At 69.2% G+C, this 22,219-nt stretch carries 21 protein-coding genes; 10 read left to right on the forward strand and 11 right to left on the reverse strand.

Annotation, left to right across the window (positions count from 1 at the left end):
• Positions 1 to 42 precede the first annotated feature (42 nt).
• Together AC5W54_RS04620 and hybE are read right to left on the reverse strand one after the other, a co-directional pair.
• Positions 43 to 816 (reverse strand): 3-hydroxybutyrate dehydrogenase, encoded by a 774-nt coding sequence (locus AC5W54_RS04620; RefSeq protein WP_495960896.1) that lies wholly within the window; start codon positions 814 to 816, stop codon positions 43 to 45.
• Between the two features lie 82 nt (positions 817 to 898).
• On the reverse strand, positions 899 to 1,318 hold the full coding sequence (hybE, locus tag AC5W54_RS04625) for a [NiFe]-hydrogenase assembly chaperone HybE (protein ID WP_495960897.1): 420 nt from the start codon (positions 1,316 to 1,318) through the stop codon (positions 899 to 901).
• Positions 1,319 to 1,435: 117 nt separating this feature from the next.
• On the opposite strand from hybE, the gene AC5W54_RS04630 reads away from it, so the two are divergent.
• From AC5W54_RS04630 to AC5W54_RS04640, 3 genes are all read left to right on the forward strand, one after another.
• The gene (locus tag AC5W54_RS04630) at positions 1,436 to 2,257 is read left to right on the forward strand and encodes an inositol monophosphatase family protein (protein WP_495960898.1); all 822 of its coding nucleotides are present in this window, start codon (positions 1,436 to 1,438) and stop codon (positions 2,255 to 2,257) included.
• Between the two features lie 154 nt (positions 2,258 to 2,411).
• Positions 2,412 to 2,684, forward strand: coding sequence for a GrxA family glutaredoxin (locus AC5W54_RS04635; protein ID WP_495960899.1), 273 nt, complete (start codon positions 2,412 to 2,414; stop codon positions 2,682 to 2,684).
• Between the two features lie 346 nt (positions 2,685 to 3,030).
• Positions 3,031 to 3,798, forward strand: a complete 768-nt coding sequence (locus AC5W54_RS04640) for a VOC family protein (protein WP_495960900.1) — start codon at positions 3,031 to 3,033, stop codon at positions 3,796 to 3,798.
• A gap of 195 nt (positions 3,799 to 3,993) precedes the next feature.
• Here the strand turns inward: AC5W54_RS04640 and AC5W54_RS04645 are convergent, their stop codons facing one another.
• Together AC5W54_RS04645 and AC5W54_RS04650 are read right to left on the reverse strand one after the other, a co-directional pair.
• Entirely contained in the window at positions 3,994 to 4,656 is a 663-nt protein-coding gene (locus tag AC5W54_RS04645; RefSeq protein WP_495960901.1) for a CoA transferase subunit B, read from the reverse strand.
• A gap of 83 nt (positions 4,657 to 4,739) precedes the next feature.
• On the reverse strand, positions 4,740 to 5,441 hold the full coding sequence (locus AC5W54_RS04650) for a CoA transferase subunit A (RefSeq protein ID WP_495960902.1): 702 nt from the start codon (positions 5,439 to 5,441) through the stop codon (positions 4,740 to 4,742).
• A gap of 164 nt (positions 5,442 to 5,605) precedes the next feature.
• Here AC5W54_RS04650 and AC5W54_RS04655 point away from each other — a divergent pair, with 164 nt between their 5' ends.
• From AC5W54_RS04655 to AC5W54_RS04685, 7 genes are all read left to right on the forward strand, one after another.
• Positions 5,606 to 6,508: a LysR family transcriptional regulator gene (locus AC5W54_RS04655; RefSeq protein WP_495960903.1), complete on the forward strand. Its 903-nt coding sequence runs from the start codon at positions 5,606 to 5,608 to the stop codon at positions 6,506 to 6,508.
• A 173-nt stretch (positions 6,509 to 6,681) separates the two neighbouring features.
• Positions 6,682 to 8,634, forward strand: a complete 1,953-nt coding sequence (locus tag AC5W54_RS04660; protein ID WP_495960904.1) for an acetoacetate--CoA ligase — start codon at positions 6,682 to 6,684, stop codon at positions 8,632 to 8,634.
• Between the two features lie 182 nt (positions 8,635 to 8,816).
• Entirely contained in the window at positions 8,817 to 9,683 is an 867-nt protein-coding gene (gene yihG / locus AC5W54_RS04665) for a 1-acylglycerol-3-phosphate O-acyltransferase, YihG family (RefSeq protein ID WP_495960905.1), read from the forward strand.
• Positions 9,635 to 10,576, forward strand: coding sequence for a LysM peptidoglycan-binding domain-containing protein (locus tag AC5W54_RS04670; RefSeq protein ID WP_495960906.1), 942 nt, complete (start codon positions 9,635 to 9,637; stop codon positions 10,574 to 10,576). Before yihG ends, AC5W54_RS04670 begins: the two co-directional genes overlap by 49 nt.
• A 117-nt stretch (positions 10,577 to 10,693) precedes the next feature.
• A complete protein-coding gene (locus tag AC5W54_RS04675; protein ID WP_495960907.1) occupies positions 10,694 to 11,854 on the forward strand; it encodes a glycosyltransferase family 4 protein in 1,161 nt (386 codons plus the stop codon).
• Positions 11,826 to 12,368, forward strand: a complete 543-nt coding sequence (locus AC5W54_RS04680) for a phosphatase PAP2 family protein (protein WP_495960908.1) — start codon at positions 11,826 to 11,828, stop codon at positions 12,366 to 12,368. Before AC5W54_RS04675 ends, AC5W54_RS04680 begins: the two co-directional genes overlap by 29 nt.
• Positions 12,369 to 12,413: 45 nt before the next feature.
• Entirely contained in the window at positions 12,414 to 13,025 is a 612-nt protein-coding gene (locus AC5W54_RS04685; RefSeq protein WP_495960909.1) for an alpha-ketoglutarate-dependent dioxygenase AlkB family protein, read from the forward strand.
• On the opposite strand, the gene AC5W54_RS04690 is transcribed toward AC5W54_RS04685, so the two are convergent.
• From AC5W54_RS04690 to AC5W54_RS04720, 7 genes are all read right to left on the reverse strand, one after another.
• Positions 12,987 to 14,327: an O-antigen ligase family protein gene (locus AC5W54_RS04690; protein ID WP_495960910.1), complete on the reverse strand. Its 1,341-nt coding sequence runs from the start codon at positions 14,325 to 14,327 to the stop codon at positions 12,987 to 12,989. The two genes, AC5W54_RS04685 and AC5W54_RS04690, sit on opposite strands and share 39 nt — an antisense overlap.
• A 158-nt stretch (positions 14,328 to 14,485) precedes the next feature.
• Entirely contained in the window at positions 14,486 to 16,339 is a 1,854-nt protein-coding gene (glmS, locus tag AC5W54_RS04695) for a glutamine--fructose-6-phosphate transaminase (isomerizing) (protein ID WP_495960911.1), read from the reverse strand.
• 116 nt (positions 16,340 to 16,455) lie between these two features.
• Positions 16,456 to 18,420, reverse strand: a complete 1,965-nt coding sequence (locus tag AC5W54_RS04700) for a polysaccharide biosynthesis protein (protein ID WP_495960912.1) — start codon at positions 18,418 to 18,420, stop codon at positions 16,456 to 16,458.
• A 51-nt stretch (positions 18,421 to 18,471) separates the two neighbouring features.
• Entirely contained in the window at positions 18,472 to 19,668 is a 1,197-nt protein-coding gene (locus AC5W54_RS04705; RefSeq protein WP_495960913.1) for a DegT/DnrJ/EryC1/StrS family aminotransferase, read from the reverse strand.
• On the reverse strand, positions 19,668 to 20,375 hold the full coding sequence (locus tag AC5W54_RS04710; protein WP_495960914.1) for an acetyltransferase: 708 nt from the start codon (positions 20,373 to 20,375) through the stop codon (positions 19,668 to 19,670). The genes AC5W54_RS04705 and AC5W54_RS04710 overlap by 1 nt, the downstream gene beginning before the upstream one ends.
• Positions 20,368 to 20,964: a sugar transferase gene (locus AC5W54_RS04715; RefSeq protein WP_495960915.1), complete on the reverse strand. Its 597-nt coding sequence runs from the start codon at positions 20,962 to 20,964 to the stop codon at positions 20,368 to 20,370. Before AC5W54_RS04715 ends, AC5W54_RS04710 begins: the two co-directional genes overlap by 8 nt.
• Positions 20,961 to 22,217, reverse strand: coding sequence for a glycosyltransferase family 4 protein (locus tag AC5W54_RS04720; protein ID WP_495960916.1), 1,257 nt, complete (start codon positions 22,215 to 22,217; stop codon positions 20,961 to 20,963). Before AC5W54_RS04720 ends, AC5W54_RS04715 begins: the two co-directional genes overlap by 4 nt.
• Positions 22,218 to 22,219: the final 2 nt, after the last annotated feature.

Genomic DNA, 22,219 nt, shown 5'->3' on the forward strand with positions numbered 1-22,219 from the left:
GCCCGCGGCTCGTAGCCCGTCGCTCGATCGCAGCGCGGAGCGCTATTGCGCCGTCCACCCCAGGTCGATGTTCCAGCTCGAGCCGGTGACGGCCCCGGCGGCATCGGAGGCGAGATAGGCCACCAGCTCGGCCACCTCGGACGGCTCGATCAGCCGCTTCACGGCGGCATTCTTGAGCATGATCTTCTCGATCACCTCCTGCTCCTCCATGCCGTGCAGCCGGGCCTGGTCGGCGATCTGGTTGTCCACCAAGGGGGTCTTGACGTAGGCCGGGCAGATCGCGTTGGCGGTGATGCCCTGGGGGCCGCCCTCCAGCGCCGCGGTCTTGGTCAGGCCGATCAGGCCGTGCTTGGCGCTGATGTAGGCCGACTTCCCCGGCGAGGCCACTTGGGCATGCACCGAGGCGATGTTGACGATGCGCCCCCAGCCGTTCTCGCGCATGCCGGGCCAGACGGCCTGGCTGAGCAGGAAGGGAGCGGTGAGCATCAGGTCGAGGATCTGGCGCCACTTCGCCTCGGGGAACTCCTCGATCGCCGCGACGTGCTGGATGCCGGCATTGTTGACCAGGATATCGACGTGGCCGAAGCGCTTGATCGCCTCGGCCACCGCCGCCTTGCAGGCCTCACCGTCGGTCAGATCGGCCTGGAAGAAGGCCGCCCCGGCCGTTTCAGCGACCGCCTTGGCGGCCGGGTTGAAGTCCACCGCCAGCACCTGGTGTCCCTGTTCGCAGAAGTGGCGAACCACGGCCTCGCCGATGCCGCTGCCGGTACCGGTGACCAGGGCGACGCGAGGCGTGGAAGACGCGGTCGATGTCATGCATGGGCTCCTTGTTGTATTCGGGTCGTAGCGGAAAGCGAATCGCCCATCAGCATAAGGCGCGCCCCTTTCTGGCGCCAGCTCAGCCGTCGGACCGCGGCGGGGTCAAGACGCGCTCCATCAGCCGCTGGGCCAGCCGGCTACCCTCCTCCCGCGAGGCGACGTCGGAGAGGTCGTCGAGGAGCTCGCAGCGCCATAGCCAGACCTCACCGAGTCGCTCGGCACGAAAGCCGTATTCGCCCGAAGGCAGCGTGACGCGCCGGGCTTCCTGCTCTTCCGGCGCAGGGGGCGTCGCGTCCCCCGGCAGCAGCACCAGCGACAGCGACAGCGGCGTGATTAAGGCACCCAGCAGCTGGTCGCCATGGCGCTCGAAGCAGAGGGCATCGGCCACCAGTCGGGGGTTGAAGCGCGGATCGCCCCTGGCCGCCTCGAGATGGCAGCGCGTCCAGGCGTCGGCCAGCGCAACCAGCCGGGCATACTGTTCGGGACTCGGGGCCTGCATCGTTTCCTCCTTTGCGGCCCTCGAGTATACCGCGCGGCATGGCGGTCGGCAGCACCGCCTCGAGCTGCTAGCATGAACGGGCCCAGCCCCACTCGATATCGCCACGAGGAAGTGCCCATGACGCCCGCCGAGCGCCTGAAGATCGCCGTCGACATCGCCCGAGAAGCCGGCCGGATGATCGTCGAGGCGCGCAGCCGCCAGACCTTCGGTCACCGCTACAAACAGGGTCACGAACTGGTCACCGACGTCGATGTGGCGGTCGACACCCGGATCAGCGAGCATCTCCAGCAGCGCTTCGCCGACGAGGCACGCCTGAGCGAAGAGCTGGCACCGGACCGCCGCGACCTGGCCCGGCACGGGCCGTTGTGGATCGTGGATCCCATCGATGGCACCGTCAATTTCGCCCATGGCCTGCGCCATGTGGCCGTCTCCATCGCCTGGGCGCACGACGGCCGCATCCGGCTGGGGGTGGTCCACGCCCCCTTCCTCGACGAGACCTTCACCGCCATTGCCGGCCAGGGCGCCTGGTGCAACGACGCACCGATCCAGGCCAGCCGGGCCGCCAACCTCCAGCGCTGTCTCGTGGGCACCGGCTTCCCCTACCGCCGCGACAGCCGCCCACCGCTGATGCGACGGCTCGCCGCCGTGCTCGACCACTGCCAGGACGTGCGCCGCAACGGCTCGGCGGCACTGGACCTGTGCGACGTCGCCTGCGGCCGGCTCGACGCCTACTACGAGAGCGTCTCGCCCTGGGACTTCGCGGCCGGCTGGCTGATCGCCCGCGAGGCCGGCGCCCGCACCGGGCACCTCTACCCCTGCCCCGAGGGCATCCCCGAGGACCTCCACGGTGAGAACCTGCTGGTGACCAGCCCCGGCATCCACGCCGAACTCGGCGACCTGCTGCGGCGCGCCGACAGCGGTGAGCTGGAATATCCCTGACAGCCGGTCACGTATGCCGATAGCCTCCTGCAATGGCAGGCCTAGCCCGGACCTATTGGCCAGGACGGGCGGCATCGGTCACAATGGCGCCCGGATTTTTCCTTTTCCTGCTCACTATTCGTCCGTGCTCGTAACGAGTACGAGGAGATCGCTCATGTTCGTCGTCATCTTCGGTCGCCCCGGCTGCCCCTTCTGCGTGCGTGCCGTGCAGCTCACCGAGCGACTGGAGGCCGCCAAGGCCATCGACGGCTTCCGCTACGTCGACATCCACCAGGAAGGCATCACCAAGGCCGACCTGGAGAAGACCATCGGCAAACCGGTCCACACCGTCCCCCAGATCTTCGTCGACCAGACCCATGTCGGCGGCTTCACCGAGTTCGACCACTACGTGCGCGACAGCTGCCTGCTGGCCACCGTAGACGCCTGATCCGCCGACGACTCGCCTCGTCGTGGCAGCGCTCCCCCGACGAGGACGGGGAGCGTCCACAGCCCCCTGTTCTACCGGGAACGTCTTCCCCTCGTTGAATGGCCCACCGGACCCTCTGCCTATACTTTCGCCCAGCAGCCTGTCGGATTTTACCGATCGTCGCGAGAAACACGGATTTCGAGACAAGTTTATCGATCTGATGAGGCGAATAGCGAGCTATTTAACGAATCAGATCGAATGAAATTGGCCGAAAGACCGAGTTTCGCAGTAGATCAGCGTTAAGTCCGACAGGCTGCCAGCCAGCCGGTTCGGCGTCGAAGGGCATCACGACAGAGGGACATGCAAGATGCAGCGGGAAGAGTTCGTCCAGCAACTGTGGCTGGACTACGTGCACCAGCACCCGGACATCGGTGGGCTGCGGCTGTGGCCGGTAGAGGCGCCAGCCGAGTACCTCGCGATCCTCACCCTGAACCACGGCCCCTACGGCATGGATGCCCTGCTGCCGACCCTGGCCCACTTCGGCTATCGCCATCAGCACCGCCATGCCATGGCCGACCGCGGCCTGCTGGTGTCGCTGCTATCCCCCCCCGGCAACGCCGCCTGGCTGGTGCTCGCCGAGCTACAGCTCGGCACCCTGTCCCGAGGCCCACGCGAAAGCCTCGAGGCGCTGATCGCCCAGGCAGCTCCGGAGGATCGCCGCGGCCAGAACCTGCTCTGTCGCGGTCGCCCCTGGCCAATGCCCGACTGGTCGACCTACCAGGCCCTGTGCCGGGCCCACCCGCTGGCCGGCTGGCTTTCGGTGATGGGGCCGCGCCTGCACCATGCCGGTTTCGACTGCCAGCGCCTGGGTCACGACCTCATCGATCTCGACGCCCAGATGCGCCAGGCAGGACTGGCCGGCAACCCCGATCGCCACCACGGCATCTTCCCCATCTCGCCATTGCTCGATTACCGCTTCTACCCTACCGGTTCACAACGACTGGCCTTCGCCGAGGGCGACGAGCACCGCATCGAGCTGGGCGGCCTGGCGCTCGTGCAGAAACAGGTCAGCGCCAACCAGGAGCGTGCCGCCGAGCTGCTGCTGCCTCACCACACGCGCTGCGAGATGTCCTGAGGCCCCGAGGGGGACCAGTCATCCACAGAATCTGTGGATAACGCTGTGCAAGAGCCCGGGGAAAGCCCCGAAGAGCGCCGCCTCGGCGGCTCCGGCCACGGAATGGTCAGATTTTCGACAACCCGCCCCTGCCCGGAAACGATCGCGGCCCGGACGTCGAGCGTCCGGGCCGCGGGATGGCGCCAGGGAAGCGGATCAGGCGTCGAAGGTCATCTCCGGCACGTGGTCGGGGACGATCAGCTTGCCGGCGGTCTTCGCGACGATCTCCTCGACGGAAACTCCCGGGGCCCGCTCCTTGAGGATGAAGGCGCCATTCTCGATCTCCAGGTAGGCCAGGTCGGTCAGCACCCGGTTGATGCAGCCCGCGCCGGTCAGCGGCAGGTTGCACTTCTCGAGCAGCTTCGACTCGCCATGCTTGGAAGCGTGGGTCATGGTACAGATGATGTTCTCGGCACCGGCCACCAGGTCCATCGCCCCCCCCATGCCCTTGATCAGCTTGCCGGGGATCATCCAGGACGCGATGTTGCCATGCTGATCGACCTCGAAGGCGCCCAGCACGGTCAGGTCCACATGCCCCCCCCGGATCATGGCAAAGGACTCCGCGGAGGAGAAGATCGCGGCACCGGGACGGGCGGTGACGGTCTCCTTGCCGGCGTTGATCATGTCGGGGTCGAGTTCCGCCTCGGTGGGATAGCGGCCCATGCCGAGCAGGCCATTCTCGGACTGCAGCATGACGTCGATGCCTTCGGGGATATAGTTGGCGACCAGGGTCGGAATGCCGATGCCCAGGTTGACGTAGAAGCCGTCTTCGAGTTCGCGCGCCACGCGCTGTGCCATCTGTTCGCGAGTGAGTGCCATCGTGTTGCCTCTTGTGTTCGGTGGAGAAGCGAGCGTTGCAAGCGCCGGCGGTGGTCGCCGGCCATCACGGGAGGACGCGGTGTTCAGCCCTCGCGCACGGTGCGCCTCTCGATGCGCTTCTCGAAGGTGCCCTGGATGATACGGTCGACATAGATGCCCGGGGTATGGATCTGATCGGGACGCAACTCCCCCGGCTCGACGATCTCTTCCACTTCCACGACGGTGATCCTGCCGGCGGTGGCCGCCATCGGGTTGAAGTTCTGGGCGGTGTCACGGTAGACGACGTTGCCGTAGCGGTCGGCCTTCCACCCCTTGACAATGGCGAAGTCGCCGACGACCGACTCCTCGAGGATGTAGTGGCGCCCGTTGAATTCGCGTACTTCCTTGCCCTCGCCGATCGGGGTGCCATAGCCGGTGGCCGTGTAGAAGGCCGGGATGCCGGCGCCGCCGGCGCGCATCTTCTCGGCCAGGGTGCCTTGAGGGGTGAGCACCACCTCGAGCTCGCCGTCGAGCATCTGCCGCTCGAACAGGGCGTTCTCGCCCACGTAGGAGGCATAGATCCGGCTGATCTGGCGGTCCTCCAGCAGCAGGCCGAGGCCGAAACCGTCGACACCGCAGTTGTTGGAGTAGACCGTCAGGTCCTTGACGCCGCGACGCTTGATCTCGGCGATCAGGTTCTCGGGAATGCCGCAGAGCCCGAAGCCGCCGGCGATCACGGTCATGCCGCTCTCGATGCCGGCCATGGCCTCTTCATGGGAGTACACGCGCTTGTCGAATCCGGACATAGGGGCCTCACTGGTTTGGATGATGATGCGGGACGTCGTCGTCCTGCCCGTTATGAGGGTAGTCGACGGATGGCCTCAGTGTTGCGCCTGGTCATATATTTGTTAAGTTTGTTTTTCTTATCGATTATTTTATAATCTCAATAAATTGCGCCTGGTAGCATGCCATGACCGTCAAACAGCTCCGCGCCTTTCTCGCCGTGGCCCAGACCCTTAGCTTCACCCAGGCCTGCGAGCACCTGCATCTGTCCCAGCCCGCGTTGAGCCTGGCGATAAAGGGGCTGGAGGAGTCCCTCGGCGGGCGCCTGCTGATCCGCACCACCCGCAGTGTCCGTCTCACCCCGGAAGGAGAGTCCCTGGTGCCCCTGGCCAAGCGCCTGCTGGCCGAGTGGGACAACACCGAGGACCTGCTGCGCCAGCGCTTCACCCTGCAGTTGGGCCGGGTGGCCCTGGCCGCCATGCCCTCTTTCGCCTGCAACCAGCTGCCGACGGCGCTGATGGCCTTCCGCCACCGCCACCCGCGGATCAAGGTGACGGTGCATGACGTGATTAACGAGCAGGTGATCGACATGGTGCGCCATGGTCGAGTGGAGCTGGGTATCGCCTTCGCGCCGGAAGCCAGCGGGGGACTCGCCTTCACGCCACTGTTCGAAGACCGCTTCGTGGCGGTGGTACCAGCGGATTCACCGCTGGCCGAAGCGACATCGGTGCGCTGGGCCGAGTTGCTGCGTTACGACTTCATCACCCTGCAGCGCCCCTCCATGGTGCGACTGCTGCTGGAGCATGAACTGGCGGCCCAGGGCATCGAGCTGCCGGTCGCCTTCGAGAGCCATCAGCTGGTGACCGTGGGGCGCATGGTGGCCAGTGGCCTGGGGGTCAGCGCCGTCCCCGCCCTGTGCCGCCAGCAGATGCACGAGTTGGGCGGTCGCTGCCTGCCACTCACCGCCCCGGTGATCGCCCGCCCGGTGGGCGTGCTGACGACCGCCGGCCAGGAGCTGTCGGTGGCCGCCCAGGCGCTGCAGGAGGTACTCGCCGACACCCTGGCGCCAACTGCTACGTTTAGGGAGTAAGGACAGCGAAATCATGAAGGAAACACTGAATAAATCGGCGAGCGGGATGAAGCACAAGGCGCACGGAGCGCAGAAACCGGAGCCTATGGGGTATAGGTGAGGACTTCGAGCACCGCGCAACGCAGTGATTCGCCCGCGCAGACATTTATGCAGCGTTTCCCGAGGAGGCGACCATGGCCACTCCTCTGTGGCGGCCGGCCCCCCAGCGCCGCGAAGCCAGCCAGCTGGCCACCTTCATGCACGAACTCGCCGCCGACACGGGCCTCTCCTTAGACGAATACGCCGACCTGCACGCCTGGAGCCTGGCGAATCCGCAGGCCTTCTGGTCGCGGATCTGGACACTGGGCGCGATCGGCGAACCGGGGCAGCGGGTGCTGGAGCACGCGGACGCCATGCCCGGGGCGCGCTGGTTTCCCGAAGCGCGGCTCAACTTCGCCGCCAACCTGCTGCGCCGTCGCGACGCCACCCCGGCGCTTATCGCCTGCGACGAGCGGGGGCGCCGCCAGGAACTCGGCCACGCCGCGCTCCAGGCCCGCGTGGCCCGCCTGGCCCGGGCCCTGCGTGACAGCGGAGTGGCGGCCGGTGATCGGGTAGCCGGCCTGGTCCCCAACAGCGAACACGCGGTGATCGCCATGCTGGCCGCCGCCAGCCTCGGCGCCGTGTGGTCCTCCTGCTCGCCGGATTTCGGCGTCCAGGGGGTGCTCGACCGCTTCGGCCAGATCGAACCCAAGGTACTGATCTGTGGCGACGGCTATCACTGGAACGGCAAGGTGATCGTCCTCCACGATCGCCTGAAGGAACTCGCGTGCCGGCTACCGACACTCGAGCGGCTGGTGCTCTTCCCCTTCCTGGACCCCGAGTCCCCGCCCGAGACCCATGGCATCGACAAGGCGGTGGCCTGGGACGACTACCTGCATCCCGACAGCGAGCCGCTCGACGTCGTCGAACTGCCCTTCGACCATCCGCTCTACATCCTCTACTCCTCCGGCACCACCGGCAAGCCCAAGTGCATCGTCCACGGTGCCGGCGGCACCCTGCTGCAGCACCTCAAGGAGCACCGCCTGCACTGCGACCTGGGCGAGCGCGACGTGCTCTTCTACTACACCACCTGCGGCTGGATGATGTGGAACTGGCTGGTTTCGGGACTGGCCTCCGGCGCCACCCTGGTACTCTACGACGGCTCCCCCTTCGCCCCCGACCCGGCCGCCCTGTGGCGGCTCACCGAACGCGAGGGCGTGACCTGCTTCGGCACCAGTGCCCGTTACCTCACCACCTGCGCCAAGGAGGGCCTGCGCCCGGGCCGCGATCACGACCTCTCGGCCCTGAGGACGCTGCTCTCCACCGGCTCGGCGCTGCCCCACGAGACCTTCGACTACGTCTACCGGGCGATCAAGGAGGACCTGCTGCTGGCCTCCATCTCCGGTGGCACCGACATCGTCTCCTGCTTCGCCCTGGGGTGCCCGATCCGTCCCGTCTACCGCGGCCAGTTGCAGTGCCTGGGCCTGGGCATGGCGGTGACGGTCTACGACGACAGCGGCAGGCCCTGCGCCATCGGCGAGAAGGGCGAACTGGTCTGTACCCGCCCCTTCCCCTCCATGCCGCTCGGCTTCTGGAACGACCCGGATGGCCGGCGCTACCACGCCGCCTACTTCGACCGCTTCCCCGGGGTCTGGGCCCATGGCGACTATGCCGAGCTCACCGCCGAGGGCGGGCTGATCATCCACGGTCGCGCCGATACCGTGCTCAACCCCGGCGGCGTGCGCATCGGCACCGCCGAGATCTACCGGCAGGTGGAGAAGGTCGACGAGGTACTGGAGTCGCTGTGCATCGGCCAGGAGTGGCAGGACGACGTGCGCGTGGTGCTCTTCGTCCGCCTGCGCGACGGCCTGGTCCTTGACGATGCCCTGCGCCAGCGCATCCGTGACACGCTCCGCACCCACGCCTCGCCGCGCCATGTGCCGGCCAGGATCCTCCAGGTGGATGACCTGCCACGCACCCGTTCCGGCAAACTGATGGAGGTGGCGGTACGCGACGCCGTCCATGGCCGGCCGGTGGCCAACCCCGAGGCGCTCGCCAACCCTGCGGCCCTGGCCCAGTTCGAGGACCTGCCGGAACTGCGAGAGTAACTGGCCCGCCTTGCCTGTCGCTCGCCCCCGACCGCCGTCGCCTGGCAGGGCAATCCTATCCCTGTGCTCCCCTGCCGATGGCTGGGCAGCGCGGGCGCCATGCAGTAGGATTAGCCGGCTCGGCACCCCGCGGGTGCTCACGGACACACACAGCCAGCGCACTTGGCACTTAAGGAGAGCGCATGCCGTTTCTCAAGGGGCTCGTCAGCCTCTTGCTGCTGACCCTGACCACCCTGTTCTGGGGTATCCCGCTCATCGTGCTGACCCTGGTCAAGCTGATCACCCCCGGGCGCCACCTGCGCCGCCTGGTGCTGAAGGGCCTCAACGAGGTGGCGCTCAACTGGGTGGGCTCCAACCTCTGGTGGATGCGCCGCTGGCTCAACCCCAGGCTCGCCATCCGCCTTCCCGAGGGGCTCTCACGCGAGCAGTGGTGGCTGGTGCTCTCCAATCATCGCAGCTGGACCGATATCTTCCTGCTGTTCTTCGCCCTGCATCGTCGCATCCCCATGCCCCACTTCTTCGTCAAGCGCCAGCTGATCTGGGTGCCCATCGTCGGCCTGGCGTTCTGGGCCATGGAGTTCCCCATGCTGCGGCGCCTGAGTCGCGACCAGCGCGAACGCCATCCCCATCTGGCACGCCGCGACCGGGAGGCCACTGCACGCATGTGCGAACGAGCCCGGGAACGGCCCATCGCCATCTACAACTTCGTCGAGGGCACCCGCTTCACCCCCGCCAAGCATGCCGCCCAGGGCTCCCCCTACCGCCACCTGCTGCGGCCACGGGCCGGCGGCATCGCCCAGGTACTGGGCCTGCTCGGCGATCAGCTCGGTGGTATCCTCGACGTGACCCTGCATTACACCAACCCGCACCCCACCTTCTGGGGCTATCTCTGCGGGCAGGAAGGGCCGGTGACCCTGATCGCCAGGCGCCTGGAGGTTCCCGACTGGATGGTGGCAGGCGACTATCACGACGACCCGGACTACAAGGAACGCTTCCACTCATGGCTGAACGCCCTGTGGCAGGAAAAGGACGCCTCGCTCTCGCACTGACCCTGATCGTACTGCTACTGGCCGGCTGCGCCGGTCGCGCTGGCGAGGTGCAGCGCAGCAGCGATCCCGGCACGGCCGGACACTGGGTCACGGTGCAGCGCGGTGACACCCTGGGTCAGCTCGCCCGGCGTGGCGGCGTGCCGCTCGAGCGGTTGCAGCGCTTCAACCCGGGTGTCGACTCCCGCCGGCTGGCCGTGGGCCAGCGGCTGCTGATGCCGACCCACCAGGAGCGCGCCCCCTCCGGCGGCCCGTATCGCTACCAGATCCGTCCCGGCGACACCTACGCCGGCATTGCCCGGCGTTTCAACACCCGGGCCTCACGCCTCCAGGCCGCCAACCCGGGGGTGGAGCCCACCGCCCTGCGGATTGGTCAGATCATCCAGGTACCGCTTACCGGCAGTGCCACGCGCACCCCCTCTCGCTCCGTGGCCAGCAGCGGTGGCAATGGCGCGAACCGCAGCGGCGGTGGCAGCCCCCCGCCTCGGGCCCGTCTCCCTGACCCCGGCGACCTGCCCGCCTCGGCCCGCAACTGGCCCTGGCCGTTGGCCGACTACCGCCTCGTGCGCCGCTTCGGCGCCGACGGCCGCGGCACCCTGCAGCCGATGCTGCTGGCCACCGAGCGCGGCGCCCGGGCCAGGTCGGTGGCCGACGGCGAGGTCCGCTTCGCCGACAGCATGCGCCAGCTCGGCCAGGTGGTGATCGTCCATCACGCCGACAACCTGCAGAGCGTCTATGCGCTGTGCGAACGGCCGTTGGTAGCCAACGGTGACCGGGTCAGCCGGGGCGACGAGGTGTGCGAGGTCGGCTACAGCAACGCCACCGAGCGCTTTGACCTGCTCTTCGACCTGCGCCACGGCGGCAAGCCCATCGATCCGCGCCGCGTGCTGCGCTGACCGACCGGCCTGGCGTCATCGCCTGGTCACGCCACCGACGCCGGGCTGTCATCCTCGTGCGCCATCCTCGATCCCTGACGGGACCCCTGACGGGCCCGCGACAGGACGAGGAGTATCATGCGCATCTGTCTGGTCAGCGAGACCTGGTCCCCCGACATCAACGGCGTCGCCCACACCCTGGAGCAACTCGGCGGCGAGCTGCAACGCCGAGGCCATGCCCTGCAGCTGATCCGTCCCCGCCCGATCTCGGCGCACCCGCTCCGGGCCGAGGGCGTGGAGGCCGAGCTACGGGTGCGGGCCGTCCCCGTACCGGGCTATCGCGAGGTTCGCCTCGGCCTGCCGGCCACCCGGGCCATCGTGCGGCTATGGCGCCGGCAGCGACCCGAGGTCGTCTACCTGGCGACTCAGGGGCCGCTCGGCTGGTCGGCCATGCGGGCGGCCCGCCTGCTGTCAATCCCGGTGGTCGGCGGCTGGCACACCAACTTCGACCACTACTGCCGCGACTACGGCCTCCCCTGGCTGGCACCGCTGGTCACCCGGCGGCTGCGCACCTTCCACAACCGCTGCGCCGCCACCCTGGTGCCGACCCGACGGCAGGCCGGCGATCTCACCGCCAGGGGGTTCGAGAACCTGCGGGTGATGGGCCGTGGCATCGACGGCGAGCGCTTCTCGCCGGCGCACCGCGATCCCGGGCTGCGTCGCCACTGGGGCAGCGACGAACATCGCCCGGTGGCGCTGCACGTCGGACGCCTGGCGCCGGAGAAGAACCTCGACCTGCTGCGCGAGACCTTCCTCGCCATGCTCGATGCCCGGCCGGGCCTGACCCTGGTCGTGGTCGGCGACGGCCCCGGCCGCCCGGCCCTGCAGCGAGCGCTGCCCGGCGCCCACTTCACCGGCTTCATCGAACCCGAGGCCCTGGTGCGCCACTACGCGAGTGCCGATCTCTTCGTCTTCCCCTCGATCTCGGAGACCTGGGGCAACGTGGTGGCGGAGGCCATGGCCAGCGGCCTCGCCGTGGTGGCCTTCCGCCACGCCGCCGGCGCCGAGCTGATCGACGACGACGTCAACGGGGTGAGCCTGCCGGTCGGCGACGCGGCGGGCTTCCGCGATGCCGCCGTCCGCCTGTGCCAGCAGCCCGCCCGCTATGCGCGGCTGGGACGCACCGCCCGCCACCGGGCCCTGCAGTACGACTGGTCGTCGATCGCCGACGACTTCCTCAGCGCCCTGACCCAAGCCCGGGAGGTTGCCCATGAAGCCACGCCCCCCTGCCGTGTTTGAACGCCTCGACCTGCTCGAGTGGCGGCTCTGTCATCGCCTGGCTCGCCTCAGCCTGCACCGCCCGTGGCTGGCCACCCTGCGCCTGGCCAGCAAGCTCGGCGACTGGCCGGCATGGGTGGCACTGATCCTGATCCAGCCGCTGCTGCACGGGCAACGAGGTGGGTGGCTGATGGCCCAGTACACCGTCACCGCCCTGGCCGCCATCAGCGTCTATCGATGGCTCAAGACCCGACTGTGCCGGGAACGCCCCTTCATCACCTTCCGGCACACCATCGCCTGTACCGAGCCGGCCCGGGATCGCTACAGCTTTCCCAGCGGCCACACCATGCACGCGGTGCTGTTCTGCACCCTCACGGCCGCCCATGCGCCCTGGGTGCTGCCCGTGATCGTGCCGCTGGCGCTGCTGATCGCCGTCTCCCGGGTCGGTCTCGGCCTGCACTACTTCAGTGACGTCGCCGCCGGGGCGCTGATCGGCTATGGCTTCGCCCTGGCGAGCCTGCACCTCGCCGCCTGAGCCCGTCGATTGGCGGCCGGCCCCGGCCCGTGGCATGCTGGCGGCATGATCGTCTGCCCCCCCGGCGGCGAGACGCTCCTCGCCGATCCCCTTCTCATGCGTTTCGATGCCCTGCTCGGCGAACCCGCAGCCGGCCAGGCGCTGGCGAGTCTCGACCGCGAGCTCGACTGGCAGCGACCACGGCTGCGCCTCTACGGCCGCGAGCACCCGATTCCCCGCCGCCAGGTGTGGATGGGATCCGACGACGCCCGCTACCGCTATTCGGGCCGGGACTTCGCCCCCGTTCCCTGGCATCCCGAGGTCGCCCGGATCCGCGACGCCGTGATCGCCCGCCTGGTCCTGGCCGGCATCGGCGCCGACTTCAACAGCGTGCTGCTCAACCGCTACGCCGATGGTGACGAGCGCATGGGCTGGCACAGCGACGACGAGCCTGAGCTCGGCCCCGACCCGCTGATCGCCGCGGTGAGCCTGGGCGCCGAACGCCCGCTGCGCTATCGCTGGAAGCACGGTGAACACGAGCCATTCAACGCCTGGCTGCCTCACGACAGCCTGCTGCTGATGGGGTCAGGGGTGCAGCGGGAGCTGCAGCATGCGCTGCTGCCCCGGCGGATGCCGGGGCTAAGGATCAGCCTCACCTTTCGCCACATCGCTTCCTGAACCTCGGCCCTGGCCCATCACCGGCACCTGGCGGTAGAGGCCCCACAGGACCACCAGCAACAGGCCATAGACCAGCCCCCCCGCCGGGTAGGCGAGGAAACTGTAGGTCAGCCCGAAGCCGAGGAAGGCCGCCGGCAGCAGTACGCCCGCCATCGCCAGGGCACGGCGCTCCCGCGACGCACTGCGTAGCCCCCCGGCGAACAGCCCCAACGGCACCAGGTAGAACGCCAGCAGGGAGACCAGCCCCGGCAGCCCACGCTTCGCCCAGGCGTCGAGCAGGTCATTATGGGCGTGCCAGTAGCGCCCCAGCGAGGGGGCCTGGAGGCCGGCCAGGCTCCGCAGGCGCATCTCCTGCCGATAGCCGCGGGCCCCCCAGCCGGCCAGCGGGCGGTCGGCAATCAGGTGCGCGGCCCCCTTCCACATCTCGAGCCGGGCGCTCACCGAGGTCATCTCCGGGTCGCCGGCCAGGTACTGCCCCAGGCTGTCCACGGCATTGTCGACGCGTCGTTCGACGCCGGTCTGCGGGGTGGCGTAGAGTCCCGCCAGCAACACGACCAGCAGCCCCACCCCGGCCAGCCGCCAGTGCAGCGCCAACCGTGGGCCATAGCCGCGGTAGAGCACCCAGAGCACCAGCAGCAGTCCGATCCAGCCGCCCCGCGAGCCGGAGAGTGCCGAGGTCACGAGCCCGGCCAGCCCCCCCGCAGCGAGCAGCAGCATCCAGCGCCGGCGCTCGTCACGACCGTAGGCCCAGCACAGCCCGGCCAGACAGATCAGGCCGGCGAGCAGGCCCAGGTTGCCGAACAGGATGGCATGCAGCGGCTCGTGCCCGTCGGCCCGCCTGATGCCCTCGACGAGCCGCTGCCACACCGCCCACCCGCCGGTGGCCAGGCTACCCACGGCGAACCCGCCCCACAGCCAGGCCGACGACACCCGAAGCCGCGACAGCGCCACCAGCGCCGCCACGGCCAGCCATACCGGTGCGGCTTCCTTCAGCCCCCGGAGCCCTTCACCGTGCCAGGGCCCGGCGATCACCCAGCCCAGCCCATAGAGCAACAGCGCCGCCATGACCCAGAGATCCCCGCGCCGCGGAAAGGACAGCGGCGAGCGCTCGACCGGGGCCAGGGCGGCCAGCACGAGCAACGGCGGCACGACGGCCAGCATCCACCACGGCAGGACGAGAAACCCGACCCCGAAAAACGCCAGTGCCATGCCCGCGAGGCGGGCATGGCACTGGTCCTGCCGATCCTGCGTCAACCGGGCGAGCTGTCCCGGTACTGCTCGATGCTGTCCGTCGTCGATCATGACCCCTGTTCGTCCGCTGAATGGTTTGCCGTCCCGGGCCGCCCGGAAGCTGTCACCGTCCTGGCAACCGCTGGGCGCCCGTCGAACCTCTTCCGACCATCATAGACGACCGAAGTTGCCCCGATGCACGGGACGGCACACCCGTGAGCCCGGACGCCTCACTCCACGGTCACCGACTTCGCCAGGTTGCGGGGCTGGTCGACGTCGGTGCCGCGTACCACTGCCACATGGTAGGCGAACAGTTGCAGCGGCACGGTGTAGACGATCGGCGCCAGGTACTGGCAGCACGCAGGCACGCTGACCACCGTCTGCCCCGCCTCGGCGCGAATCCCTGCATCGGGGTCGGCGAACACCAACAGCCGGCCGTCACGGGCTCGCACCTCCTGCAGGTTGGAACGCAGCTTCTCCAGTTGCGGCGACATCGGCGCCACCGCCACCACCGGCATCCGCTCGTCGATCAGCGCGAGCGGGCCGTGCTTGAGCTCGCCGGCGGCATACGCCTCGGCGTGAATATAGGAGATCTCCTTGAGCTTGAGCGCTCCCTCCAGGGCGATGGGCATCTGATTGCCGCGTCCCAGGAAGAGCGCGTGCCGGCTGTCGGCATAACGATCGGCGAGCCGGGCGATCTCCGCATCCAATGCCAGGGTATCGCCCAGCAGGGTCGGCAGGTAACGCAGCCGACGCACCAGGCGAGCGGTAAGGCCGGGGTCGCCGCCGCGCACCTGGCGTAGCGCCAGGGTGACCAGCATCAGGGCGGTGAGCTGGGTGGTAAAGGCCTTGGTCGAGGCCACGCCGATCTCCGGCCCGGCGTGGGTCATCAACGCCAGGTCGGATTCGCGCACCAGCGAGCTGCCGGGCACGTTGCAGACCGCCAGGCTGCCGGCATAGGCCCGCTCGCCCCGCCGGCCGCCGGCATGGCGCAGGGCGGCCAGGGTGTCGGCGGTCTCGCCGGACTGCGACAGCGTCAGGAACAGGGTGCCCGGCGGAGCCACCACCTCCCGGTAGCGGTACTCCGAGGCCACCTCCACCTGGCAGGGCACCCCGGCCAGCTCCTCGAGCCAGTAGCGGGCCACCAGGCCGGCATGGTAGCTGGTGCCGCAGGCGACGATATGCACCTGGCGCGTGGCCGCCAGCAATCGCTCGGCGTCTGGGCCCAGCGCGCCGACGAGCACCCGGTCGTCGGCCAGGCGCCCCTCCAGGGCATTGGCCACCGCGACCGGCTGTTCGTGGATCTCCTTGAGCATGTAGTGGGCGAACTCGCCCTTGCCCACCACCTGGTCGCCGTGTTCATGGCGCGCCACGGGGCGACTCACCAACCGCCGGTCTCCCTCCGGGGAGCGCGCCTGCACCTCCCAGCCGCTACGGGTGGCGATCACCAGGTCACCATCCTCCAGGTAAACGAAACGATCGGTGACCGACAGCAGGGCCAGGGGATCGGAGCCCAGATAGTGACCGTGCTCGCCGATGCCCAGCACCAGGGGACTGCCCTGCCGCGCCCCGATCACCCGGTCGGGCTCGTCGGCGTGGATCACGCCGAGGGCATAGGCCCCCTCGAGGACCTGCATCGACCGCTCGACGGCGTCCCGCAGCCCAAGGCCGCCGCGCATCTCGCGCTCGATCAGGTGGGCGATCACCTCGGTGTCGGTCTGCGAGACGAAGACGTAGCCATCGGCCTCCAGTTCGGCCTGCAACACCCGATGGTTCTCGATGATGCCGTTGTGCACCACGGCGATGCGCCCCGAGACATGGGGATGGGCATTGTCCTGGCTGGGCCGGCCATGGGTGGCCCAGCGGGTATGGGCCACCCCGGTCATGCCGACCAGGGGCGCACCGGCGAGGACGGCCTCCAGGGCCGCCACCTTGCCCACCTCGCGCGCGCGGCCGAGCTGGCCGGCTCGCTCCACCAGGGCGACCCCGGCGGAGTCGTAGCCCCGGTACTCGAGACGCTTCAGGCCTTCCATCAGAACGGGCAGGACATTGTCCGACCCCACGGCTGCAACGATGCCACACATGTTGGCTCCTCCTTGAACGGCGCCCCGGCGATCCGGGGCGTGATGCGGTTGTCGAGATGACGTGCTCGGGGCCGTCATGGCGTCCCGTCCGGTTGCGCCACAGCAGCCGCCTCGGGCTACCCTTGTCGCTCCATGGCCGGACGCAGCGGGGTGACCGGCGCCGGTGGCCGCGTCGAGGCTGCCACGCTCCTCTTCTCCAGCCATACCAGATCGACGATCTCGCCCTCGGGCCGGTAGGCGGTCGGTGCCTCCAGCAACAGCTCGCGGAGCTCGTCGTGGCGGAAGGCCCGGCAGGCCTGGAAGAGCCGCTCGAGGAACCCTTCCAGCCGCGGCCACTCCCAGTACCCCTCGCGGGCGGTCATGATGCGGGGGTGCGAGGTGGGAGCGACGTCGTCGCCCACCAGCAGTTCCTCGAAGAGCTTCTCCCCGGGGCGCAGACCGCGGCAGGTGATGGCGATGTCACCATCGGGATGACGCTCGTCACGCACCCGGAGCCCCGAGAGTCGGACCATCTGGCGCGCCAGTTCGGCGATCTTCACCGGTTCTCCCATGTCGAGCACGAAGACATCACCGCCGCGCGCCATGGCACCGGCCTGGATCACCAGCTGGGCGGCCTCGGGAATGGTCATGAAATAACGGGTGATCTCGGGATGGGTCAGGGTGATCGGGCCGCCGGCCTGGATCTGGCGACGGAACAGCGGCACCACGGAGCCACTGGAACCGAGCACGTTGCCGAAGCGCACCATGCAGAACCGGGTCTGGCGCTGGTGACCGGCCAGGGCCTGGCACACCAGTTCGGCGAGACGCTTGCTCGCCCCCATCACGTTGGTGGGACGTACCGCCTTGTCGGTGGAGACCAGTACGAAGGTCTCGACCCCGGCGGCGATGGCGGCACGTGCGGTCTCGAGAGTCCCGAAAATGTTGTTGCGGATCCCCTCCACCACGTTGTGCTCGACCATCGGCACATGCTTGTAGGCCGCGGCGTGATAGACGGTCTCGACGGCGAAGGCCTTCATCACCGTCTCCAGGCGCGACCGGTGCTGCACCGAGCCGAGCAGCGCCTTGACGCACACCTCGAGCCCCTCGGCCTCGGCGATCTGGTGGAGCTCCTGCTCGATGCGGTAGAGGCTGAACTCCGAGAGGTCCAGCAGCAGCAGGCGTGCGGGACCGTGGCGCACGATCTGGCGACACAGCTCAGAGCCGATCGAGCCCCCGGCGCCGGTGACCATGACCACCTTGCCGCGGATGTTGGCGTCCATCAGCGCGGGATTGGGCGGCACCGGATCGCGCCCCAGCAGGTCCTCCACCGCCACGTCGCGCACTTCGCTGATGCGGGACCGGCCGCTCACCATGTCGGCCACGCCGGGAATGGTCTGCACCGGAAAGCCCTGAGGCTCGAGGTCGGCGAGGATCTCTCGGCGACGCTCGCGGCTGACGCTGGGGATCGCCAGCAGCACCCGCTCGGCGCCGTAGGTGTCCGCCAGATAGCCGAGCTGGCGGGGCGGATAGACCTTGAGCCCTTCGATGAAGGTGTTCTGCACGGCGTTGGCGTCGTCGACGAAGGCGATCGGCAGGTACTCCTGGCCATGGCGCAGCGATACCGCCAGCTGGCGACCGGCCGCGCCGGCGCCGTAGATCACCACCCGCGACTTGTGGCGGATCTGGTTGCGCAGGTAGATCGCCCGCAGCCCGAAGCGCACCCCACCGATGGTCATCAGCGCCAGCATGGCGTAGATGAAGGGCACCGAGCGGGGAATGCCCAGTGCGAACAGGTAGCTGGCCAACGGCAGCGACAGCGCCGAGACGCTGACGCCGATGAACACCGCGCGGATCGCCTTGTGGCTCATGTAGCGGATCACCGCCCGGTAGAAGCCGAGCCGGATGAAGATCACCAGGCTCAGCGGGATCATCACCAGCAGGGCCGCCCAGGTGCGCGCCTCACCCAACGGCGCCCAGTCCTCGAGTCGCAGCAGCATCGCCAGCAGGAAGCTCAAGGCGATCAGTGCACAGTCCACCGCTAGCTGGATGGTGCGCTTTCGCTTGCGCGGCAGGCGAAACAGGGGGTGCAGCAGGTCTCTCATGATTGTCTCTCCGTGACGGGGCGGGGCCCGATGCCCCTGCCCGGCGCTGTCTCATTCCCGGCCGCAGGCGCGCCTCATCACCTCGTCCAGCACCGTGCAGGTCCTGTCGATCTCGGCCTCGGTCAGGGTGGGGTGGCAGAGGAACATCAGGCTGGTCTCGCCGAGCTCGCGAGCCACCGGCAGTGCCCGTGCCGGCCGCCAGCCGGTGTCGTCGAAGGCCTTCTCGCGATACACCTCGGAGCAGGAACCCGAGAAGCACGGCACGCCGCGGGCCACGATCTCGGCGATAATGCGGTCCCGGCTCCAGCCCGGCGCGAGCCGCGCCGGCTCGACGAAGACATAGGCCTTGTAGGCGGCGTGCTCGATATGCCCGGGTACCGCCGGCACGCGTAGCGCCGGGCACCCCCGCGCGGCCTGCCAGATGCGCCCGGCGTTGGCCCGGCGGGCGGCCGTCCAGGCCGGCATTCGCGTGAGCTGGATCCGGCCGATGGCGGCCTGCATCTCGGTCATGCGCCAGTTGGTGCCGAAGCTCTCGTGCAGCCAACGGAATCCCGGCGGGTGCTCGCGTTCGTACACCGCCTCCCAGCTCTTGCCGTGGTCCTTGTAGGCCCACAGGCGCTGCCACAACGCCCGGTCGCTGGTGGTGACCATCCCGCCCTCGCCGCCGGTGGTCATGATCTTGTCCTGACAGAACGACCAGCAGCCCACATGGCCCAGGCCGCCCACGCTGCGGCCGCGGTAGCGCGCCCCATGGGCCTGGGCGCAGTCCTCGATGACGTACAGGCCATGTCGCTCGGCCAGCGCCATCAGGGCGTCCATCTCGCACGGCCAGCCGGCCAGGTGGACGGCGAGGATCGCACGAGTCTTCGGGGTGAGCTTCGCGGCCACGCTCTCGGCGGTGATGTCCTGGGTGTCGCGATCGACGTCGGCGAACACCGGCACCGCCCCGGCGGTGACGATGCTCGAGGCCGAGGCGAGGAAGGTGCGTGAGGTGACGATCACCTCGTCGCGTCCTGCCCCCTCGCCTTCGCCGATGCCCAGCCCCTTGAGCGCCAGGTCCAGGGCGGTGGTGCCGTTGGCGACGGCGACGGCATAGTCGGCATCGGCGAAACGGGCGAACTCGCGCTCGAAGTCGCGGCCTTCCCGGCCGGTCCAGTAGTTCACCTTGTTGGAGCGCAGCACGCCGGCGACGGCATCGGCCTCCTCCTCGGTGAAGGAGGGCCAGGGAGAAAAGGGTCCGTTGAGCATCATGAGCTTCCTTGTGATGACGCCAGGCCGAGCCGCCGTCTGCCGACGGCCCGGTCGTCCCTGGCGGTGGTGTTCTCCTGGGCGAGCGGGCGGGCCGGCACCCCGCCCACGGTGAGACCATCGGCGATGTCGGCGACCACGGCGGCCCCGGCCCCCACCATCACCCCCTCGCCGATCGTCACGCCCTGCCTCACCGAGGCGCCCACGCCGATCCAGCTGCCGCGACCGACCGCGACGTCACCCGCCACGTTGGCCCCCGGGGCCACGTGCACGCAGGGTCCGCAGCGGCAGTCGTGGCCGACGGTCGCGCTGGTGTTGACGATGGCGCCCATGCCCAGGTCGGCGAAGGCGTTGATCACCGCGCCGGCGACCACCACCGAGCCGGCTCCAAGGCGCGCCAGCGGGCTGACCGTGGCCCGCGGATGCACCAGGGTGGCGAGTCGCGCATCGGCATCGACCAGGACCTCGAGCTTGGCCTGGCGCACGGCATTGTTCCCGACGGCCACCACCACGCCGTCGAACCGCGACAGCTCGGTCAGCAGCGCCTCCATGCCACCGCGCACCGGCCAGTGTTCGAGGCGCGGCTTGTCGGGCCAGGCATCGTCGTAGAAGGTCACCTCCCGCCAGCCGCCCTGCATGGCGATGTCGGCCACTACCTTGCCGTGGCCGCTGGCGCCGAAGATGGCCAGATGTCCACGGCTACCCACCACGACCTCCCCGGAAGCGGGGCATGGCGACATCGCCGGCATGGGCGATGCCCTCACGCACCACCACCTTCTTCACCGTGAGCAGCAGGATGCGCAGGTCGAGCCCCAGCGAGCGGTGATCCACGTACCACACGTCCAGGTCGAACTTCTCGTCCCAGGTCAGGGCATTGCGCCCGTTGACCTGGGCCCAGCCGGTGACCCCGGGGCGCACCTCGTGGCGGCGGAACTGGTGGGCGTCGTAGAGCGGCAGGTACTCCATCAGCAGCGGCCGCGGCCCCACCAGGCTCATGTCGCCGCGCAGCACGTTCCACAACTCCGGCAGTTCGTCGAGACTGCTGGCCCGCAGCCAGCGCCCGACGCGGGTCATGCGCTCCTCGTTGGGCAAGGGATTGCCCCGGGCATCGAAGGCCTCACGCATGGTGCGGAACTTGATCATGCGGAACGGCCGGCCATTGAGGCCGGGACGCGTCTGGCGGAACAGTACCGGCGAGCCGAGCCCGAGCCGCACCAGCAGGGCCACCACCACCAGCAGCGGCGAGAGCAGCACCAGGGCGACCAGGGCCCCGAGGATATCGAGCAGTCGTTTCATCGCGTTTCTTCCATGACGTCGTTCATCACGCCGGCCAGCCGGCCGGCCAGGATCCGGTAGTCGTAGGCGGCCTCCATGTGCTCTCGTCCGGCACGCCCCAGCGCCTCGCGTTCCTCGGCCGGCAATGCCGCCAGGGCGAGGATCGCCTCGGCCAGGGCCGCCGGATCCTCCGGCGGCACCGTGAGGCCGGCCCCGGCATCGGCGACCGGGTCGTTGACTGCGCCGGAGGCGATGATCACCGGGCGCGCCGCGGCCATGTAGTCGAACAGCTTGTTCATGCTGATACCGAAGCGGTAGAGCTTGGGCAGGTCACGCACCGTGATCACGAAGGCGTCGGCCTCCCGCGCCAGCTGCGGGATCTCGCGCTTGGGTACCGGTGGCTCAAAGCGCACCCAGCGCCCGTCGAGGGCGAGCTCGGTGGCCTGGCGCTGCAGCGCCTCCTTGGCCGGACCCTCGCCGATCAGGCGCAACTGCACGGGAACCGCCTCACCGTTTCGCTCGCAGGCGTCTCGCACTCGCCCCATGGCGGCGATCAACACCTCGAGACCGTTGGCCTCGCCGTGGCCACCGAAGTACATCAGCGACAGCGGCATTTCCGGCGGTCGCATCGGTGGCGGCGCGGGGGCCGGGTAGTCGTCCAGGTCGACCCCGTTGGAGAGCCATATCACCCGCTCGGCCGGCACGCCCTGGGGGACGAGGTAATCCTGTGCCCGGGGCAGCAGCGTCAACACGCGCCGGGCACGGCGGTAGAGGAAGGTCTCGAGCCCACGCAGCGCCCGGGTCATCGCCCCCCTCTCGCGCAGCCGCCCCATGTCGATCAGGGTCTGTGGCCAGAGGTCCCGCACCTCGAAGACGAAGGGCACCCCGTGGCGCCTGGCCAGCCACCAGCCGGCCACGGCGGCGAAGGGGTGGACGCTCGAGCCGATGATCAGGTCGGGGCGCTCGAGATCGGCAAGGCGCCCGGGACGCACCGCCTGCAGCGCGTACTCGAGCATGCTCTTCATGCGCCCGCCGCCGTTGCCGCGGTAGCTCGAGGTGCGCAGCCACAGGAAGGGCACCCCGTCGTGGGTCTCCCGCCGTGCCGGCTCGCCGTCGTCCAGGCGCTGGTGGCCACTGGGATGGTCGACGCTGGCGGCGATCAGGGTAGCGCGCCAGCCGTAAGCCGGCAGATGACGGGCCAGCTGGAAGTGGCGCGCGCCGCCGGCCGCTTGCGGATGCTTGGCATAATGGTTGAGTATCCAGACGTGTTTCATTC

Source organism: Halomonas sp. LMYGS-3 (assembly GCF_059509875.1).

Bases quoted from the DNA above. Each gene is read 5' to 3' on its own strand.
- AC5W54_RS04675 (WP_495960907.1), top strand. From the start codon at position 10,694: ATGCGCATCTGTCTGGTCAGCGAGACCTGGTCCCCCGACATCAACGGC.
- AC5W54_RS04635 (WP_495960899.1), top strand. From the start codon at position 2,412: ATGTTCGTCGTCATCTTCGGTCGCCCCGGCTGCCCCTTCTGCGTGCGT.
- AC5W54_RS04630 (WP_495960898.1), top strand. From the start codon at position 1,436: ATGACGCCCGCCGAGCGCCTGAAGATCGCCGTCGACATCGCCCGAGAA.
- AC5W54_RS04700 (WP_495960912.1), bottom strand. From the start codon at position 18,420: ATGAGAGACCTGCTGCACCCCCTGTTTCGCCTGCCGCGCAAGCGAAAG.
- glmS (WP_495960911.1), bottom strand. From the start codon at position 16,339: ATGTGTGGCATCGTTGCAGCCGTGGGGTCGGACAATGTCCTGCCCGTT.
- AC5W54_RS04715 (WP_495960915.1), bottom strand. From the start codon at position 20,964: ATGAAACGACTGCTCGATATCCTCGGGGCCCTGGTCGCCCTGGTGCTG.
- AC5W54_RS04640 (WP_495960900.1), top strand. From the start codon at position 3,031: ATGCAGCGGGAAGAGTTCGTCCAGCAACTGTGGCTGGACTACGTGCAC.
- AC5W54_RS04680 (WP_495960908.1), top strand. From the start codon at position 11,826: ATGAAGCCACGCCCCCCTGCCGTGTTTGAACGCCTCGACCTGCTCGAG.
- AC5W54_RS04655 (WP_495960903.1), top strand. From the start codon at position 5,606: ATGACCGTCAAACAGCTCCGCGCCTTTCTCGCCGTGGCCCAGACCCTT.
- AC5W54_RS04660 (WP_495960904.1), top strand. From the start codon at position 6,682: ATGGCCACTCCTCTGTGGCGGCCGGCCCCCCAGCGCCGCGAAGCCAGC.
- AC5W54_RS04670 (WP_495960906.1), top strand. From the start codon at position 9,635: ATGGCTGAACGCCCTGTGGCAGGAAAAGGACGCCTCGCTCTCGCACTG.
- AC5W54_RS04705 (WP_495960913.1), bottom strand. From the start codon at position 19,668: ATGCTCAACGGACCCTTTTCTCCCTGGCCCTCCTTCACCGAGGAGGAG.
- AC5W54_RS04720 (WP_495960916.1), bottom strand. From the start codon at position 22,217: ATGAAACACGTCTGGATACTCAACCATTATGCCAAGCATCCGCAAGCG.
- AC5W54_RS04650 (WP_495960902.1), bottom strand. From the start codon at position 5,441: ATGTCCGGATTCGACAAGCGCGTGTACTCCCATGAAGAGGCCATGGCC.
- AC5W54_RS04685 (WP_495960909.1), top strand. From the start codon at position 12,414: ATGATCGTCTGCCCCCCCGGCGGCGAGACGCTCCTCGCCGATCCCCTT.
- AC5W54_RS04645 (WP_495960901.1), bottom strand. From the start codon at position 4,656: ATGGCACTCACTCGCGAACAGATGGCACAGCGCGTGGCGCGCGAACTC.
- yihG (WP_495960905.1), top strand. From the start codon at position 8,817: ATGCCGTTTCTCAAGGGGCTCGTCAGCCTCTTGCTGCTGACCCTGACC.
- AC5W54_RS04690 (WP_495960910.1), bottom strand. From the start codon at position 14,327: ATGATCGACGACGGACAGCATCGAGCAGTACCGGGACAGCTCGCCCGG.
- AC5W54_RS04620 (WP_495960896.1), bottom strand. From the start codon at position 816: ATGACATCGACCGCGTCTTCCACGCCTCGCGTCGCCCTGGTCACCGGT.
- hybE (WP_495960897.1), bottom strand. From the start codon at position 1,318: ATGCAGGCCCCGAGTCCCGAACAGTATGCCCGGCTGGTTGCGCTGGCC.